Annotated in this window: 17 protein-coding genes and 1 pseudogene; 12 read left to right on the top strand and 6 right to left on the bottom strand. The window is 61.3% G+C overall.

Going from position 1 to position 16,074, the window contains the following annotated elements:
* The first annotated feature begins 25 nt into the window (after positions 1–25).
* From efp to ASD32_RS17910, 5 genes are all read left to right on the top strand, one after another.
* Positions 26–589, top strand: a complete 564-nt coding sequence (gene efp / locus ASD32_RS17890; RefSeq protein WP_060639376.1) for an elongation factor P — start codon at positions 26–28, stop codon at positions 587–589.
* Positions 590–659: 70 nt separating this feature from the next.
* A complete protein-coding gene (locus ASD32_RS17895) occupies positions 660–1,460 on the top strand; it encodes an inositol monophosphatase family protein (RefSeq protein WP_060639377.1) in 801 nt (266 codons plus the stop codon).
* A gap of 158 nt (positions 1,461–1,618) precedes the next feature.
* A complete protein-coding gene (locus tag ASD32_RS17900; RefSeq protein ID WP_060639378.1) occupies positions 1,619–2,719 on the top strand; it encodes a MotA/TolQ/ExbB proton channel family protein in 1,101 nt (366 codons plus the stop codon).
* Positions 2,719–3,750 carry a peptidoglycan -binding protein gene (locus ASD32_RS17905; protein WP_060639379.1) on the top strand — a complete coding sequence of 344 codons (1,032 nt, stop codon included), beginning with the start codon at positions 2,719–2,721 and terminating at the stop codon, positions 3,748–3,750. The genes ASD32_RS17900 and ASD32_RS17905 overlap by 1 nt, the downstream gene beginning before the upstream one ends.
* A gap of 120 nt (positions 3,751–3,870) precedes the next feature.
* The gene (locus ASD32_RS17910) at positions 3,871–5,514 is read left to right on the top strand and encodes an FAD-binding dehydrogenase (protein ID WP_060639380.1); all 1,644 of its coding nucleotides are present in this window, start codon (positions 3,871–3,873) and stop codon (positions 5,512–5,514) included.
* A 45-nt stretch (positions 5,515–5,559) separates the two neighbouring features.
* Here ASD32_RS17910 and ASD32_RS17915 read toward each other — a convergent pair whose 3' ends face one another.
* Together ASD32_RS17915 and ASD32_RS17920 are read right to left on the bottom strand one after the other, a co-directional pair.
* Positions 5,560–6,549, bottom strand: a complete 990-nt coding sequence (locus tag ASD32_RS17915) for a tripartite tricarboxylate transporter substrate binding protein (protein ID WP_060639381.1) — start codon at positions 6,547–6,549, stop codon at positions 5,560–5,562.
* 118 nt (positions 6,550–6,667) lie between these two features.
* Positions 6,668–8,473, bottom strand: coding sequence for an ABC transporter transmembrane domain-containing protein (locus tag ASD32_RS17920; RefSeq protein WP_082546808.1), 1,806 nt, complete (start codon positions 8,471–8,473; stop codon positions 6,668–6,670).
* A 217-nt stretch (positions 8,474–8,690) separates the two neighbouring features.
* On the opposite strand from ASD32_RS17920, the gene rpmE reads away from it, so the two are divergent.
* Positions 8,691–8,912 (top strand): 50S ribosomal protein L31, encoded by a 222-nt coding sequence (rpmE, locus tag ASD32_RS17925; RefSeq protein ID WP_037099961.1) that lies wholly within the window; start codon positions 8,691–8,693, stop codon positions 8,910–8,912.
* A gap of 82 nt (positions 8,913–8,994) precedes the next feature.
* Here rpmE and ftrA read toward each other — a convergent pair whose 3' ends face one another.
* The gene (gene ftrA / locus ASD32_RS17930; RefSeq protein ID WP_060639580.1) at positions 8,995–9,981 is read right to left on the bottom strand and encodes a transcriptional regulator FtrA; all 987 of its coding nucleotides are present in this window, start codon (positions 9,979–9,981) and stop codon (positions 8,995–8,997) included.
* Positions 9,982–10,068: 87 nt separating this feature from the next.
* Between ftrA and ASD32_RS17935 the strand changes: the two genes are divergently transcribed.
* The 6 genes and pseudogenes from ASD32_RS17935 to ASD32_RS17960 all read left to right on the top strand — a co-directional run bounded on the left by ASD32_RS17935 (position 10,069) and on the right by ASD32_RS17960 (position 13,465).
* The gene (locus tag ASD32_RS17935; protein WP_060639382.1) at positions 10,069–10,494 is read left to right on the top strand and encodes a rhodanese-like domain-containing protein; all 426 of its coding nucleotides are present in this window, start codon (positions 10,069–10,071) and stop codon (positions 10,492–10,494) included.
* Between the two features lie 19 nt (positions 10,495–10,513).
* A pseudogene (locus ASD32_RS17940) lies at positions 10,514–10,741 on the top strand (GFA family protein); the annotation flags it as partial.
* A gap of 97 nt (positions 10,742–10,838) precedes the next feature.
* Entirely contained in the window at positions 10,839–11,483 is a 645-nt protein-coding gene (locus tag ASD32_RS17945; RefSeq protein WP_060639383.1) for a lysophospholipid acyltransferase family protein, read from the top strand.
* Positions 11,480–12,433 (top strand): phosphatidate cytidylyltransferase, encoded by a 954-nt coding sequence (locus tag ASD32_RS17950; RefSeq protein ID WP_060639384.1) that lies wholly within the window; start codon positions 11,480–11,482, stop codon positions 12,431–12,433. Before ASD32_RS17945 ends, ASD32_RS17950 begins: the two co-directional genes overlap by 4 nt.
* A gap of 41 nt (positions 12,434–12,474) precedes the next feature.
* The gene (locus tag ASD32_RS17955) at positions 12,475–12,831 is read left to right on the top strand and encodes a hypothetical protein (RefSeq protein ID WP_060639385.1); all 357 of its coding nucleotides are present in this window, start codon (positions 12,475–12,477) and stop codon (positions 12,829–12,831) included.
* The gene (locus ASD32_RS17960; protein WP_060639386.1) at positions 12,821–13,465 is read left to right on the top strand and encodes a CDP-alcohol phosphatidyltransferase family protein; all 645 of its coding nucleotides are present in this window, start codon (positions 12,821–12,823) and stop codon (positions 13,463–13,465) included. Before ASD32_RS17955 ends, ASD32_RS17960 begins: the two co-directional genes overlap by 11 nt.
* Before the next feature lie 87 nt (positions 13,466–13,552).
* On the opposite strand, the gene ASD32_RS17965 is transcribed toward ASD32_RS17960, so the two are convergent.
* The 3 genes from ASD32_RS17965 to ASD32_RS17975 form a co-directional block, all read right to left on the bottom strand.
* On the bottom strand, positions 13,553–14,071 hold the full coding sequence (locus tag ASD32_RS17965; RefSeq protein WP_060639387.1) for a DUF1465 family protein: 519 nt from the start codon (positions 14,069–14,071) through the stop codon (positions 13,553–13,555).
* A 380-nt stretch (positions 14,072–14,451) separates the two neighbouring features.
* The gene (locus ASD32_RS17970; RefSeq protein WP_060639388.1) at positions 14,452–14,640 is read right to left on the bottom strand and encodes a DUF1192 domain-containing protein; all 189 of its coding nucleotides are present in this window, start codon (positions 14,638–14,640) and stop codon (positions 14,452–14,454) included.
* Positions 14,637–15,917, bottom strand: coding sequence for an MFS transporter (locus tag ASD32_RS17975; RefSeq protein WP_060639389.1), 1,281 nt, complete (start codon positions 15,915–15,917; stop codon positions 14,637–14,639). Before ASD32_RS17975 ends, ASD32_RS17970 begins: the two co-directional genes overlap by 4 nt.
* Positions 15,918–16,074 lie beyond the last annotated feature (157 nt).

Consider the following 16,074-nt stretch of genomic DNA (forward strand, 5'->3'; position numbering starts at 1 on the left):
CTCGGTTCTTTAGGGAATGCTCCCCATGAAAATCAACGGCAACGAAATTCGCCCCGGCAGCGTGGTCGAGCACAATGGCGGTCTATGGGCTGCTGTGAAGTGCAACACCGTCAAGCCCGGCAAGGGTGGGGCTTTCAATCAGGTTGAACTGAAGAACCTGATCGATGGCACCAAGCTCAACGAGCGTTTTCGCTCGTCGGAAACCGTTGAACTGGTCAGCCTGGAACTGAAAGACTTCCAGTTTCTCTATGAACAGGGCGACGCGCTGGTGTTCATGGACAATGAGAGCTATGAACAGCTGGAATTGCAGAAGGATTTCGTCGGCGATCGCGCCACCTTCCTGCAGGACGGCATGATGGTGACGGTCAAGCTCTACGACGAGAAGCCGATCGGGATCTCGCTGCCCGACCAGGTGGTTCTGACGATCGCGGAAGCGGATCCGGTGGTGAAGGGGCAGACGGCTGCGTCCTCCTACAAGCCGGCGATCATGGAAAATGGCGTTCGCGTCATGGTTCCGCCGTTCGTCGAGACTGGAGAGCGCATTCTGGTCGATACCAATGAAATTACCTATCTCCGCCGCGCGGACTGATCCGCAGCGGCATATCTGAATTTCTCCGGCCGTTCCTGCGGCCGGTTTTCTGTTTCGAAGGAAAGCCAAAATGGCACGCTCAGCTCTTCTCAATGTCATGGTTCAGGCCGCATTCAAGGCCGGCAAGTCCCTGGCGCGCGATTTCGGCGAAGTGCAGAACCTGCAGGTTTCGCTGAAGGGACCGGGCGACTATGTTTCGCAGGCCGACCGCAAGGCGGAAAAGGTGCTGCGCGAGGAGCTTTTGAAGGCCCGCCCGACCTATGGCTTCCTTGGCGAGGAAAGCGAAGAGATCGCCGGCACCGATGGTGCGCATCGCTGGATCGTCGATCCCCTCGATGGTACGACCAATTTCCTGCACGGCATTCCGCATTTTGCGATTTCGGTGGCGCTTGAGCGTCAGGGTGAAGTCGTTGCTGCCGTCATTCTCAATCCGGCGACCGATGAGCTCTATACGGCCGAGCGTGGCGGTGGAGCCTTCCTCAACGACCGCCGTCTGCGCGTTGCTGCCCGCAAGAACCTGTCCGATGCCGTCATCGGCACCGGAACACCGCATCTGGGCGTTGCCAATCATGGCACCTACCTGGTCGAACTGCGCCATGTGATGGGCGAAGTCGCCGGTGTCCGGCGCATGGGCGCGGCGTCGCTTGATCTCGCCTATGTGGCTGCCGGCCGGTTTGATGGCTTCTGGGAACGCGGCCTGATGCCGTGGGATCTGGCAGCCGGAATTCTTCTCATTCGTGAAGCCGGCGGCTGGGTCGCCGATATTGACGGCGGCAACAAGCCGATGGACGATGGTTCCATCGTTGCGGGCAACGAATATATCCGCAAGGCGCTGCATGATGTGCTGCATCGCCCCATTCCGGGCAAGTAAGCCCGCGGCGGTGTGAACGGGCGGCTGTTTCATCCTGTTGAAGTTGCCCGTTGTTTCCCCTTCAATTTGGCGCAAAGTTCCTCTAGTCTCCGCCCAGCGTCGCCCTACCTGTTTGGCAGGCACGGCCGCAGCACTGGCAAACCGGAGAGTAGAACCCCATGGCGAAATTGGAACTGTCGGGATGGGATGCCGGCGGAGGTTTGAACGAGGGGTATAATCCCAACAAGCTGTCGAGCCCGATGGTCTTTTTCTGGACCATGGTGATCTTCCTGATCATCGTCGGCTTTGTGGCTGCCATCCTGTTTCGCCAGGCACAGGCGGCATTTCTAAGCAATCCGGGCCTGAACGGGCTGATTTTCGGCGTTCTGCTGATTGGCGTCCTCCTGGTTTTCAACCATGTGTTCAGCCTGCGGCCGGAAGTCCGCTGGTTCAATTCCTTCCGCGCTGCCGGCAGCGCCGAGAAGGTCGGGCGCGATCCGGTGCTGCTGGCGCCGATGCGGGCGCTGATCGGCCAGCGTCATTCCATGTCGATCTCGACGACGGCGCTGCGGTCCATTCTTGATTCGATTGCCACCCGTCTCGACGAATCACGCGACACCTCGCGATACCTGATCGGCCTTCTGGTCTTTCTTGGCCTGCTTGGCACGTTCTGGGGCCTTCTCGGCACGATCGGCTCGATCAATACCGTCATCCAGTCGCTGGATGCCGGAACGGGAAGCACAGAGGATGTCCTTGCCGCTTTGAAGACCGGCCTGTCCGCACCGCTGACGGGCATGGGTACGGCGTTTTCCACATCGCTGTTCGGTCTCTCGGGTTCGCTGATCCTCGGCTTCCTCGACCTGCAGGCCGGCCGCGCGCAGAACCGTTTCTACACCGAACTTGAAAACTGGCTGTCATCGGTGACCGATGTTAGTTCCGATCAGATTGCCGTCACCGGCAAGCCCGGTGCGGCCGCGCCCGAGGAATTGCGTCAGCTGACGGAACAGCTGGCCCGGCTCAACCAGGACGGCGGCATGAACCAGCGCACGACGGCTGCGATGGCAAGCCTCGCGGAAGGCATTCAGGGCCTGGTGAAAAACATGCGCGGCGAGCAGCAGATGCTGCGCGACTGGATCGAGGCCCAGCAGGAAGAGGCAAAGTCGATGCGCAAGACGCTCGACAAGCTTTCGGCACGGATCGGCCAGGACAAGGTCCCGGCACATCCGGACAAAACGCCAGCAAGGCTTGCCCGCGTCGAAGACACCGGAGGGAATGACTGATGGCGCTGGCGCGCAAGGGCCGCAGCCAGAGGACGGTCGATTACTGGCCGGGCTTTGTCGATGCCCTGTCGACATTGTTGCTCTCGATCATGTTCCTGCTCTGCGTCTTCGTGCTCGGGCAGTTTCTGCTCAGCCGCGAAATCAGCGGCAAGGATGATGTGCTCAACCGGCTGAACAGCCAGATCAACGAACTGACCCAGCTTCTGGCGCTGGAAACAGGCGGCAAGCAGGATCTTGAGGATTCGCTGGCCAATCTGCAGGCTTCGCTTGCGACCTCCGAGGGAGAGCGCTCGCGGCTGCAGGCCCTGCTTGAGCAGGGGGCGGGTAGCTCCGACAGCGCCAACCAGCAGATCGGCGACCTCACGGGCAAGCTTGATGCGGAAAGGCAGGTCAGCACGCGGGCCATGAGCCAGATCGATCTGCTCAACCAGCAGATCGCCGCATTGCGCAGCCAGATCGCCGCCATCGAGGGCGCGCTTCAGGCGTCCGAGGCCAAGGACAACGCGTCGCAGACGAAGATTGCCGATCTCGGCCGCCGCCTGAACGTGGCCCTGGCGCAGCGCGTGCAGGAACTCAACCGCTATCGCTCCGACTTTTTCGGCCGTCTGCGTGAAATCCTCTCCGACCGCGAGAATATCCGCATTGTCGGCGACCGTTTCGTGTTCCAGTCGGAAGTGCTGTTTCCGTCCGGTGGCAATGAGCTGAACCCGGCGGGGCAGGAGGAGATGGACAAGCTCGCCTCGGCGGTGCTTGATCTGGCCAAGGAAATTCCCTCCGAGATCAACTGGGTGCTGCGCGTCGATGGCCATACCGACAATGTGCCGCTCTCGGGCACGGGCCGCTATGTCGATAACTGGGAGCTTTCGTCGGCCCGCGCCACGTCGGTGGTGAAATTCCTGATTTCCAGGGGCGTTCCGGCCAACCGTCTGGTTGCCGCCGGCTTTGGCGAGTTTCAGCCGATTGCCGAGGGCGATACGCCGGAGGCGCGCTCGCAGAACCGCCGCATCGAGCTGAAGCTCACCGAGAAATAACGGGCGCCGCCGCCGTTTGGTGCGGCGGCCGCCGCCCTTGCGATTTTCCAGTCCTGCCGCCGTTGCTCTGACGTTTACGTGTGCGTAATATCTGCGCAGGTGGAATTGCGGAGGATGCCGATGGATTGTGATGTTCTGGTGATCGGCGCGGGGCTTGCGGGTCTGGTAACAGCCGTCGAAGCGGCCGATCGCGGCCTGCGGGTCATCGTGCTTGACCAGGAAGGCGAGCAAAATCTTGGGGGCCAGGCCTTCTGGTCGCTTGGCGGTCTTCTGTTCATCGACAGCCCCGAGCAGCGGCGCATGCGGATCCGCGACACGCTTGATCTTGCCCGCCAGGACTGGATGGGTTCTGCGCAGTTCGATCGCCCCGAGGATTTCTGGCCGCGCCGCTGGGCGGAAGCCTATCTCGATTTTGCCGCAGGCGAAAAACGCGCCTGGCTGCACAGCCAGGGCATGCGCTGGTTTCCGGTGGTTGGCTGGGCGGAACGTGGCGGCGGCCTGGCCGACGGTCATGGAAATTCCGTGCCGCGCTTTCATGTAACCTGGGGGACAGGGCCGGGTGTGCTGGCGCCGTTTATCGCCCGGGCGCGGGCGCTGGAGGCCAGGGGCCGCATCCGCTTCCGGTTCCGCCATCAGGTCGATGAATTGATCATGACCAATGGCGCGGTAACCGGTGCACGCGGCTCGGTTCTTAAAAATGACGGCGTGCCGCGCGGTCAGCGCAGTTCGCGCGAGGTGGTCGATGAGTTCTGGTTTGAGGCCGGCGCGGTTGTCGTTTCCTCCGGCGGTATCGGCGGCAATCACGATATGGTGCGCCGCCAATGGCCGGCCGATCGTCTGGGACCACCGCCGAAGTTCATGGTCAGCGGCGTGCCTGATTATGTCGATGGGCGGATGATCGAGATCGCAGAGCATGCGCGCGGCTCGGTGATCAACAAGGACCGCATGTGGCACTATACCGAGGGGTTGAGGAATTTCGATCCGGTCTGGACCAACCATGGTATCCGCATCCTGCCGGGGCCATCCTCGTTCTGGTGCGATGCCGACGGCAACCGCTTTGCGGCACCGGCCATGCCAGGCTTTGATACGCTTGGCACGTTGACGGCGATCCGCAAAAGCGGGGCAGACTATAGCTGGTTCATCCTCACCAAGGCGATCATCAAGAAGGAATTCGCGCTATCCGGCTCCGAACAGAACCCGGATCTGACCAACAAGGATATTCCGCTGCTGCTGAAGCGCCTGGGTAAAAATCCGCCCGGTCCCGTGCAGGCGTTCATGGACAAGGGCGAGGATTTCATCGTGCGCGACCGGCTGGACGATCTGGTCGAGGCGATGAATGCCTTGAGCGGTGAGGGACGCCTGTCGCTGGACCATCTGCGCGGGCAGATCGAGGCGCGCGACCGGGAGATCGGCAATGCCTTTTCCAAGGACGCGCAGGTGACCGCCATCCGGGGTGCGCGCAATTATCTTGGCGACCGGCTGATGCGGACGGCCAAGCCGCACCGGCTGCTCGATCCGAAGGCCGGGCCGCTGATTGCGGTCAGGTTGAATATCCTGACGCGCAAGACGCTGGGCGGCTTGCAGACCGATTTGAACGGCCGGGTGCTGGAATTGTCGGGAGCGCCGGTGCCGGGGCTTTATGCGGCCGGCGAAGTCGCCGGTTTCGGCGGCGGCGGCATGCATGGTTACAATGCGCTGGAAGGCACGTTTCTGGGGGGATGCCTGTTTTCAGGACGGGTTGCCGGGCGCAGCGCCGGAGCGTGAACACAGAGAAAATGCTCCCCGGATTGACCGGGGAGCTGCTTATGATCAATCGAGCTGGACGTTGGCGTCCTTGACGATCGGGCCCCATTTGGCCAGTTCCGCCGTCACATGGGTGCCGAGTTCCTCCGGCGTCGAGGCGACGATGGTGGCGCTGAATTCTTTCATTCGCTCGGCGACAGCCGGGTCGGCAAGCGCCTTCTTGGCTGCAGCATTGAGACGGTCGACAACCTCTTTCGGCGTGCCTGCCGGGGCAAAGAGCGCATTCCAGGTATAGGTCTCATAGCCAGGAATGGTTTCCGCGATGGTCGGCACATCCGGGAAGGATGCCGCGCGCTCCTTGGTGGTCACGCCCAGCGCCCGCAAGGTTCCGGACTTGATATGGCCGGAAGACGAGGGAAGGTTGTCGAACATGATCGGCACCTGATTGCCGATGACATCGTTCAGCGCCGGGCCGGATCCCTTGTAGGGCACGTGCTGCATGCTGACGCCGGCCAGTTTCTTGAAGAGTTCGCCGGAAAGATGCAGCGGCGTGCCGTTGCCGGAAGATGCGTAGGAATATTGATCCGGCGCCGCCTTCAGCAGGGCCACCAGTTCCGCGACATTCTTTGCCGGTAGTTCCGGGTTGACGACGAGCACGTTGGGGACCAGCACCAGCAGCGAAACCGGGGAGAAATCCTTTTCCGGATCATAGGGCTTGGTCTTCAGGATCAAAGGGTTGAGTGCGTGCGTCGCAACTGTTCCCATCAGGATGGTGTAGCCATCCGGATCTGCCCGTGCGACACGGTCGGCGCCGAGATTGCCACCGGCACCGGCGATGTTTTCCACGACGATCTGCTGGCCGAGATCCTCCGACATCTTCTGGCCGATGATACGGGAGACGACGTCGGTCGAGCCACCGGCCGCAAACGGTACCACGAGGGTGATCGTGCGGTCGGGAAATTCCTGCGCCTGGGCTGCCGTGCCCAGCGCAAGCGCCGATGCCGCCACCATCGCAAGAGCCAGGGCAGTGCGCCGTTTCAACAGTGATAATGCCATTCAAATCTCCTCCCAGGGGGCGTTGGTTGTCCAAAACGGCTCACGCCGTTTCTGCCTCCAACCATAACGCGATGCACCAGAAGAGCAACCCTGAGTAAAAGATTAACCGTTAAGCGCGTTAGCCGAGCGTCACGATCTTGCCTGCCTCTGGAGCGTCATAGTCGAACTGCAGCCGGGCGAGTTTGGCATAAAGTCCGCCCTGACGCACGAGGGAAGCGTGCGTGCCTTCCTCGACGATCCGGCCCTGATCCATGACCAGGATGCGGTCGGCCTTAAGCACGGTCGCGAGACGGTGCGCGATGACCAGCGTGGTGCGCTCGCGCATCAGGCCATCCAGCGCCTTCTGCACCAGCGTTTCGCTCTCTGCGTCGAGCGCGGAGGTGGCTTCATCGAGGAGCAGGACAGGTGCGTCCTTGAGGATGGCGCGGGCAATGGCGATGCGTTGCCGCTGGCCGCCGGACAGGGTGATGCCGCGTTCGCCGACCTCTGTATCATAGCCATGATCGAGCCTGGCGATGAATTCATCGGCCTGGGCGGCAATGGCGGCTGCCTTGACCATTTCGCGGGACGCCGATGGCAGGCCGAAGGCGATATTGTCATGGATGGAGGCGGCAAAGATCGTCACGTCCTGCGGGACGATGGCGATGCGGCGGCGCAGCATGTCCGGATCGACAGCGCGGATATCGGCGCCATCGACGCTGATTGCGCCCTTGACCGGATCATAAAAGCGCAAAAGCAGCGAAAAGACCGTGCTCTTGCCGGCACCCGAGGGGCCGACGATCGCAACCGTTTCGCCCGGCTTGACGGCAAAGCTCAGGCCCTTGACGCTCTTGTAGCCCGGCCGTGACGGATAGGCGAAATGCACGTCCTCGAAGGCCACAGCCCCTTCCGCCGGTTCCGGCATTGGAAGCGGATGGGCAGGCGCGGTGATCTCGGGCTGTTCTGCCAGGAGTTCGCTCAGGCGCTCGGCGGCACCTGCGGCCTGGGACAGTTCGCCCCAGACTTCCGAGAGCGCACCGAGGCTGCCTGCGGCAAAGACCGAATAGAGCAGGAACTGGCCGAGCGTGCCGGCCGAAAGCGTGCCCGACAGGACGTCCTGTGCGCCGAACCACAGGACGGCAACGACGCTGCCGAAAATCATGGTGATGGCAAAGGCTGTGAGGATCGAGCGGGCCTTGATGGCGGCGCGGGCGGCTTCATAGGCGCTTTCGACAGCGCGGCCATACCGCGCTTGCGCGGCGGCTTCGCCATTGAAGGCCTGGACCGTGCGGGCGGACGAAATCGCCTCGCCGGCATAGGCCGAGGCGGCGGCCAGCGTATCCTGCGCCTCGCGCGACCGGCGGCGCACCGAGCGGCCGAACCCGACCAGCGGGAAGACGATGACCGGGATGGCCGCGATCACAAGGCTCGACAGTTTGGGGCTGGTATAGACCATCATGCCGATGGCCCCGAGACACAGGATGATGTTGCGCAACGCCACGGACGCCGTTGCACCGACGGCGGACTTGATCTGCGTCGTATCGGCCGTCAGCCGCGAGACGATCTCGCCGGACTGGTTGACGTCGAAGAAGGAGGGGGAAAGCCGGGTAATATGGTCGAACACATCGCGGCGCAAATCCGAGACGATCCGCTCGCCGAGCGTGATGACGAAATAGTAGCGGGCCGCACTGGCCAGCGCCAGAATGACCGCCAGGATCATCAGCATCGAGAAGTAGGTATTGATGAAGCCGGAATCGGAATTGGAGAAGCCGTGGTCGATCATCCGGCGCACCGCCATCGGCAGCGTCAGCGTGGTTACGGCGGCGGCGACCAGCGAAATGCCGGCGCCTATGACGAGATTGCGATAGCGCTGGATATAGGGCAGCAGCTTGACCAGCGGGCGGACGGACTTTCGTCCCGCCGGTTGAACGACCTCATTCGACACATGACCTCCAATACCGGAAGAAGCTGCAAAACTCGCACGAGTCTGCTCCGGCGGTACTTGTTATCCTCATGACCATCATGTATAGGCACGGCATCAAATTGGGAAGCCGTGGTTCCTCTCGTGGTCTGCGGCTTCATTTACGTGTTCGGTCCCCATGCCGCAATGGCCCGCAAAGGGCTTGCGACAATTGGACCCTGGAACTTGCAGGAAGATTGTTATGAAGGCTGATATCCATCCCGCTTACCACATGATCAAAGTCGTCATGACAGACGGCACGTCCTACGAAACCCGCTCGACCTGGGGTTCGGAAGGCCAGACCATGAACCTCGAAATCGACCCGAAGTCGCATCCGGCATGGACCGGCGGCAACCAGCAGATGCTGGACCGCGGCGGCCGCGTTTCCAAGTTCAAGAAGCGCTTCGAAGGCCTCGGCCTCTAAGACTTTCCTGCTGGAAGACGATCTCGAGAGAGCCCGGTTTGTCCGGGCTTTTTTGCGTTGTGGATTTCGAGGTCTTTCGCGCTTACTGCGCCTTGCCGAACGTCTCCTTGTAAGCGGCGGGTGTCGTGGACAGGTGCTTGCGGAAGTGATGGCGCAATGTTGCAGTCGTTCCAAAGCCGGCAATCTCGGCCACTTTCTCGATAGATGCTTGCGAAGTCTCCAGCAGGTCACGGGCGCGCGACAGGCGCTCGGCGAGCAGCCACCGCGCCGGCGTCAGGCCTGTGGCGGCTTCAAAGCGCCGCAGAAAGGTGCGCGTGCTCATGCCGGCCCGCATGGCCAGGGCTTCGAGCGAGTGGTCGCCGCCCAGATGCGCACGCATATGATCCAGCAGCGGTCCGAGCCGGCTGCTCTCATGGGGCTTTGGAACTGCCTGCGCAATGAACTGGGCCTGTCCGCCGTCGCGGTGGGGCGGCACGCCGAGCCGGCGCGCGACTGTGTTGGCGGCTGCCGTGCCGAAGTCGCGGCGTATCAGATGCAGGCAGAGATCCAGACCAGCGGCACTGCCTGCTGATGTCAGGACGTTGCCTTCATCGACATACAGCACATCGGGTGTGACCAGAATTTCCGGATATCGCTGCTTCAAGATTTCCGTGTAGCGCCAATGCGTCGTTGCCCGTTTTCCGGAGAGAAGCCCCGCAGCGGCGAGAACGAAGACGCCCGAGCATATTGAAAGAATCCGGGCGCCGCGATCGTGTGCTTTATTCAGCGCGTCGCACAGAGCAGCGGGCACCGCCGTTTCGACGCCCCGCCAACCCGGCACGATGATCGTATCGGCTTTTGATAGAAGCTCCAGCCCGCCATCGACCATAAACCGGACGCCGCCTGTCGCGCGCATTTCGCCGTCGTCGATCCCGGCAACGGCAAAGCGGTACCAGTCTGGGCCCATCTCCGGCCGCGAAAGGCCGAAAACCTCGACTGCAACGCCGAACTCGAACGTGCACAGGCCATCATAGGCGATGGCGACAACGAGGGGATTGCAGGTGGGGGAGGCCTGAAGCGTATTTGGCATGATATTGATCATATATGGCGATAATGCCATCTGCAACTGTGTGCGGATGTGGTCTAGGAATTCCACGTCATCACAACGGAGGCCGAAATGAGTTATGTCACTGACTATCCCGCCGCATCGTCCGATGCCGTTATTGATCATTTCTTGAAGCGTCTTTCGGTGGAGACCGATTGCGCCGATGTCGCATCTGCTCTGGCCTCTGGCGATGAGGACTTTGTTCTTCTGCACGTCGTCGGTTCGCCTGATGCTTACGCACGCCGCCATGTTCCGGGCGCGCTTCACCTGCCACACCGCGAAATGACGCGTGAGCGCATGTCGGAATGGCCGGAAGATACGCTGTTCGTTGCCTATTGTGCCGGCCCGCATTGCAACGGGGCGGACCAGGCTGCGCTAAAGCTCGCGCGGCTTGGACGGCCGGTGAAGATCATGATCGGCGGCATCACCGGATGGGCTGATGAAGGGTTACCCTTTGCTGCTGGTTCCGAGCCGGGCGTCTTTCGCAAGGCGGCGTGAGCGCCAGCTGGTCAGGGAGGTTACAGGTGACAGAGGCGGCATCAAGCGGCATGCCTTTTGCCTCAGCTGCGGCGCGCCGGTTTATCTGACCTTTGCGGCCATGCCTGATCTTTTCACCATTCATGCCGCCAGCCTCGACGATCCCAGCCGGTATGAATCGCAAGCGGTGACTTACCATAAGAGCGGTTATGCCTGGGATCATCTTGATCCGGATCTGCCGAAATTCGACAGACTGCCGCCAGCATAGGATAACGCGCCAGAAGCTTTCATGGCGGCTTCCCTCGCGCTTCAGCCGCCGCTAAGGTTCCAACCGGCGTCACAGAGTTGACGGGGGTGGGATAAGCATGAAGATCATGATTGCGGAGTTCGCTGCGGCGGCCTTCGTTCTGTTTGCCCGCGCGATCACTGCGGTCCGGGCCATCTGGCCGGAGCATGGATTGCCGTCGCGGCCTAGCGTCTATTTTGCCAATCACTCCAGCCATGGCGATTTTGTGCTGGTCTGGGCGGTCTTGCCGCCGCGCTTGCGAAAACAGGCGAGACCCGTGGCTGGCGCTGAGTATTGGCTGAAATCGAAGGTCAGCACCTTCATCGGCCGCGATGTCTTCAACGCCGTGCTGATCGAGCGCGAGCAGGAGAAGCGGACGCAGGACCCGATTGCCCTGATGACCACGGCGATCGATGACGGTTCGTCGCTCATCCTCTTTCCGGAGGGCACGCGCAACCAGACAGATGCGCGGCTCCTGCCATTCAAGAGCGGCCTTTTTCATCTGGTTTCAGCACGCCCGGATGTCGATCTGGTGCCGGTCTGGATCAACAATCTCAACCGGGTCATGCCGAAGGGCGAGATCGTGCCGATACCGCTGATTTGCACCGTCACGTTCGGCGACGCGCTGCGCATCGCGCCCAATGAGGGCAAGGATGCCTTTCTCGAGCGCATGCAGGCGGCCCTTCTGGCCCTGGCTCCAAAACCATTGGGAAGCGGCGAATGAATACGGCGGCAAGCTCCGACCTTCTCACCCTGGTTTTCGGTATTTTCGGCGTGCTGATCTTTGCGTCCGTAATCGGCTATGTCCTGCAGCGGCGCTTTGCCGCCAACGGGCCGAATGCTGCGGTCGAAAACCTCAACGCCCGCATCAAGGCTTGGTGGGTGATGGTCATCCTGATCGGCATTGCCTTCATCGCAGGCCGGGCCGGCGTCCTTATTCTCTTTGCCTTCTGCTCTTTTGCTGCCTTGCGGGAATTCGTCACGCTGATCAATACAAGGCGCGCTGATCACTGGGCGCTCGCTTCGGCTTTCTTCATCGTGCTGCCGATCCAGTATTACCTGCTCTGGGCGGAGGAATACGGCATCTTCGCCATCTTCATTCCGGTCTATGCCTTCCTGCTGATGCCGATCATTTCGGTGCTGCGGGGCGATACCGAGCGGTTCCTGATCCGCATCGCCGAAGTCCAATGGGCGTTGATGATCTGCGTTTTCTGCGCCTCGCATGTGCCGGCGCTGCTGACCTTGACCATCCCCGGTTATGAGGGGCGCAATGTGCTTCTGATCGCCTTTCTGGTAATCGTCGTGCAGTTGAGCGATGTGCTGCAATATGTCTGGGGAAAGCTGTTCGGCCGCACCAAGATCGCCCCGAACCTGTCGCCGTCAAAGACCGTCGAGGGGTTTGTGGGCGGCGTCATCAGCGCCACGCTGATCGGCGCCTCGCTCTGGTGGATCACACCGTTTACGCCATTCCAGGCAGGGGTGCTTGCCTTCATCATCACCATCATGGGCTTTTTCGGCGGGCTGGTCCTGTCGGCGGTCAAGCGCGATCGCGGCGTGAAAGACTGGGGCAATCTGATCGAGGGCCATGGCGGGCTGATCGACCGGCTGGACTCCGTCGTCTTTTCCGCGCCGATCTTCTTTCACATCGTGCGCTACTGGTGGTCGCTGTCGTGAGGGCAACGCTCAAGCGATGGGCAGGCAGCGGCTTGGTGCATATGCTGTTCGCCTTCCTGGCGATGGGCGGCTGGGCGATGTTTGCCAATCGCGACCATGCCATGCCGCAGCCGCTCTATTCGGGGCTTCTGCAGGGCGCGCTGTCGGCTTGCCTGACGCTGTTCTTGAAATCCGTGATCGACGCGCTGTCCAGACGGTTTACCGGCGCGGCGGGATTGTGGGCGCCGCCGGTGATCGCATGCCTTGGGTCTGCAAGCCTGCTGACGGCGCTGCATGCGCTGATCGGCACGCCTGAAATCGCCAGCACCATCGCCGTGCCGCTTCTGGTCTCCACCAGCTACGCATCGATCTACAATTATTCACTGTCGAGACGAAAAGGGAGCGATCATGACGGATAAAGGCGACCGGCGGCCGCTGGCAAGCCGCAATACCCGATGGGCCGGCGCCATCGCGCGGTGGCTGGCGGCACGCGCGATCACGCCCAACCAGATTTCGCAGGCAAGCATGGCGGCGGCGGCGCTTGCCGGAGGCGCGTTCGTGCTGGCGGGTCAAGGTACGGGCGGGTCCCGTATCGTCTTCCTCATCGTGGCGATCCTGTGTTGCCAGCTCCGGCTGCTGTGCAACCTGTTTGACGGCATGGTCGCGGTGGAAGGCGGCAAGGGTGCGCCGGATGGGCCGTTCTGGAACGAGTTCCCGGACCGCGTTGCCGATCTCCTGATCTTTGCCGGCGCCGGCTATGGCATCGGCATGCCGGGTCTTGGCTGGGCCGCAGGGGGCTTTGCAGTTCTTACAGCCTATGTGCGCGAACTTGGCCGTGCCACGGGACAGCCAAGTGATTTCTCAGGCCCGATGGCCAAGCAGCATCGCATGGCCACCATCACGGCGGCTGCGGCCATCTCAATTCTAGAGCCGCTCTGGGATGGGCACAATGCGATGCTGATAGTGGCGCTCTGGATCGTGGCGATCGGCGCAGCACTCACGGCCCTCCGCCGTAGCCGCACATTGATCCGCCGTTTGAAAGGGACTGTCTAACTCAATATCGATCGCAACGATCGGCAGACACAAAAAACCCGGCGCAGGGGCCGGGTTTGACGTTCTGGATGCGTTGGCACTCTTGGATCAGTTGGTGCCGAAAGCCGTCTGCAGCAGATTGAGCTGGGCCTTGACGCCGTTCTGGTTGTCGGGAAGGAAATTCTGGGCTTCCGCCGGGCGATAGATTTCGCGGTCGAGCAGGGCAACGCGGTTCTGCAGGCGCAGCGAGCGGTCGATCAGATCGCGGAAACCCTCCGGCAGGTCATTCCAGCCCGGCGCGGTGCGATCGACGTTGAAGCTATCGAGGCGAACCTTGTTCTTTTCCGAAAGAACCTGTTCGCGGTTCATCTCGCCATTGTTGACTGCGCGCTGCAGCAACAGCCAGGATGCCATCTGCATCAGGCGGGTAGTGAGGCGCATCGATTCTGCCGCATACAGGACCGATGCCATGCGTGGCAGAACCTTTGATGCGCTACGGCCGGGGCCGTCGAGATAGCTTGCCGTTTCTTCAACCAGGCCCATGCCTTCTGCGTAGAGCACCTTGAACTGCGCCGACGACGCAGCGTGCCCCGCGAAGCTCACAGTATTCAATCCCCGTTCGGACATGGTTTGATTCCCTGGTTAAACGCATCGACTTGTTCAGGTAACGGACGGGTTAACAAAAAGTTTCCTGCCATCCATTTGATAGTTTGAACATGATCCCATAGCGCATTCCGCGCAAGCCTATTCTTAAGAAAGGGTTAATCTCCACAATTCTCTGCCAATTGTGGAAAAAAAGACAAAAAAAGAGCCGCAAAAGCGGCTCTCAAGGTAAAACAGGGAGAAAAATCAGACCATTCGCCGAGGGTGAAATGTCTGAGTCCAGAGCGATCCGGATATCCCAGTAATACCTCATAATGCTTAATGAAGTCTTTCAACGGACGGAATCAGGGCAAAATACGGCCGCGTTCTGAGGCCCGTCCGTTCTTTCCCAAAATGGAAAACTATTAACGGAAAAAGCTTTCGGCCGCCGATTTGCTGGCAGACTTTCTGTCCCGCTCGGCTTCCAGCCGCGCGATCTCCTGTTGCAGCAGGCCGATGCGTTGCGAAAGCTCGTCGGCTGAAATCAATGTCAGGTCCGCGCCGATTTCGTGGGCCGGCTGTTTCTTCGGGCGGTCGTCATCAAACAGGCTCATTGGGTCTTCCTTTCCGGCTCCTGGCCATCCAGTTCTTCCTCGAAGGGGGCGGCCCGCGGCGAAAGCTGCAGGCTCTCCGGCGTTGTCAACGTGCCGGGATTGATCGTCGAATAGGCATCACGTTCGGACGCCGGCACGGCAGCGCGCATGCGGCTGCGGAAGATCGCGTAAGCGGTGATCAGCACATGGGCGCAAGCCGTGATCATGAACAGGCCGTAGGGGCCGGTCACGGTCATGATCGGGCCGCCGATGGTCGGGCCGATGATCGTGCCGATGCCGTAGAGCAAAAGCAGTCCGCCGGAAATCTTGACGAAATCCTCCGGCGTCGCAAAGTCGTTGGCATGCGAAACGGCGATCGGATAGAGCGCATTGGCGGTTGCGCCGTAGATGCCGACAAGGGTGATCAGCATGATCACATGGGTCGGCTCGATCAGGAAGATCAGCATGCCGGCGACGGCGGCGACGGCAGCGAGCGCCGCCAGAACATAGCGGCGGTCGATCATGTCTGAAAGCCGGCCGGCCGGGAACTGCATGACCGCGCCGGCAAAGATCGTCGTACTCATCATCAGCGCGACATTGCTGTCGGTCAGTCCCACCTGGCGGCCGAAGACGGCGCCGAGCGTGCCATAGGCACCATTGGCGATGCCCACAAGCAGGATGCCGAGGAAGGAGATCGGCGAATTGCGGTAGAGGCCGCGCAGGTCCAGGCTCACCTGTTTCAACGGCTGCGGTGAGGCTGCGGTCGAAAGCAGCGTCGGCAGCATGGCCAGGCAATAGACGATGCCGCAGATCATGAAGAATGTCGTCGTGCCGGTATCGCCGAACGGGATCATCAGCTGGCCACCGACGACGCCCATCAGCGTGATGGCGATATAGAGCGAGAAGATCGCGCCACGGCTTTCATTGGTGGCGCGCTCGTTCAGCCAGCTTTCGATGATCATCGATGTGCCCGCCGTGGAAAAGCCGGTGAAGGCGCGCAGCACCACCCACCAGATCGGATCCACTAGCAGCCCGGTCAGAAGAGCGATGATGGCGAGAAGGGCTGCAAAGCCGCTGAAGGCGCGCACATGGCCGGCGCGCTTGACGATCGTCGGGGCAAGCAGGCAGCCGAGAACGAAGCCGCTGGCCCAGGAGGTGCCGAGCAGGCCGAGCAGCGTCGTCGAATAGCCTTCGGTCGTGCCGCGCACCGGCAAAAGCAGACTGTGCAGGCCGTTTCCAAGGAAGAGAAACAGCGTTCCAAGCAGGAGTGCGGCGACAGGAAGAAGGTTTTTTCGCATGTGAAATCCGCTGGTTCCGGGCTGCGGCTAAGGGTAGGGCGATGCCGCCACAATTGCCAGCCGGAATTTTTCATTGAGTGAGACCGCAAAAGACGCTCTAACCCAGATCGCGCGCAAAAGTGACGCGGGTGTGACGGGCCGTAAACGTGCCTAAGCT

This window comes from Rhizobium sp. Root483D2, from assembly GCF_001426685.1.
Classification (GTDB): Bacteria; Pseudomonadota; Alphaproteobacteria; order Rhizobiales; family Rhizobiaceae; genus Pararhizobium; species Pararhizobium qamdonense.